This window comes from Streptomyces sp. NPDC055400 (genome assembly GCF_053644375.1).
In genome coordinates, this window is sequence record NZ_JBSHLM010000047.1 from 1 (window position 1) to 1,370 (window position 1,370).

The 1,370-nt window shown below is 67.2% G+C and carries 2 protein-coding genes; both read right to left on the reverse strand.

Annotated elements, in window-relative coordinates; all coding sequences use genetic code 11:
* The coding region (locus ACWIGU_RS44840; RefSeq protein WP_399984801.1) for an acyl-CoA carboxylase subunit epsilon at positions 1-85 on the reverse strand (85 nt) is incomplete at its 3' end.
* A gap of 58 nt (positions 86-143) precedes the next feature.
* Positions 144-1,370: acyl-CoA carboxylase subunit beta (locus ACWIGU_RS44845; RefSeq protein ID WP_454407710.1), on the reverse strand; the 1,227-nt coding region annotated here is incomplete at its 5' end.

A 1,370-nucleotide genomic window follows, 5' to 3' on the forward strand; every position in this document is an offset into this window, starting at 1 on the left:
CCGCCGCGGCGCGGGCCTGGACCACCGCCAGTGCGGCGGCCAGCTCCTCGGGGGTGGGGTTGCCCCTCACGACCTTGATCATCATTGGTCGGGTCCTTTCGGGCGGCTCTCGGCGGCTCGTTCTCGGCGGCTCGGTCCTGGGGCTAGAGCGGGATGTTGCCGTGCTTCTTGGGCGGGAGGCTTTCGCGTTTGGTGCGGAGCTGGCGCAGGCCGCGGACGATGTGGGCGCGGGTGTCGGAGGGCATGATGACGGCGTCGATGTAGCCGCGTTCGGCCGCGGTGTAGGGGTTGAGGAGGGTGTCCTCGTATTCCTGGATGAGGCGCTGGCGGGTTGCTTCCTGCTCGGTGTCGGGGGCGGCGGCGATGGTGCGGCGGTGCAGGATGTTGACCGCTCCCTGGGCGCCCATGACCGCGATCTGGGAGGTGGGCCAGGCCAGGTTGAGGTCGGCGCCCAGGTGTTTGGAGCCCATGACGTCGTAGGCGCCGCCGAAGGCCTTGCGGGTGATGACGGTGATGAGGGGGACGGTGGCTTCGGCGTAGGCGTAGATGAGTTTGGCGCCGCGGCGGATGATGCCGGTGTGTTCCTGGTCGACGCCCGGCAGGAAGCCGGGGACGTCGACGAAGGTGAGGACGGGGACGTTGAAGGCGTCGCAGGTGCGTACGAAGCGTGCTGCTTTTTCGGAGGCGTCGATGTCCAGGCAGCCGGCGAACTGCATGGGCTGGTTGGCGACGATGCCGACGGGGCGGCCTTCGACGCGGCCGTATCCGGTGAGGATGTTCGGTGCGAACAGTGGTTGCGTCTCGAAGAATTCCGCGTCGTCCAGGACGTGTTCGATCACGGTGTGCATGTCGTAGGGCTGGTTCGCGCTGTCGGGGACGAGGGTGTCGAGTTCGTCGTCCTCGGGGGTGCGGGTCAGGTCGGCTTCTTCGGGGAAGGCGGGGGGCTCGGAGAGGTTGTTCGAGGGGAGGTAGGACAGGAGGGTTTTGACGTAGTCGATGGCGTCTTTTTCGTCGCCGGCCATGTGGTGTGCGACGCCGGAGGTGGTGTTGTGGGTGCGGGCGCCGCCGAGTTCTTCGAAGCCGACGTCTTCGCCGGTGACGGTTTTGATGACGTCGGGGCCGGTGATGAACATGTGGCTGGTCTGGTCGACCATGACGGTGAAGTCGGTGATGGCGGGGGAGTAGACGGCGCCGCCTGCGCAGGGGCCGACGACGAGGCTGATCTGGGGGATGACGCCGGAGGCGTGGGTGTTGCGGCGGAAGATCTCGCCGTACATGCCCAGTGCCATGACGCCTTCTTGGATGCGGGCGCCGCCGGAGTCGTTGATGCCGATGACGGGGCAGCCGGTTTTGAGGGCGAAGTCCATGAC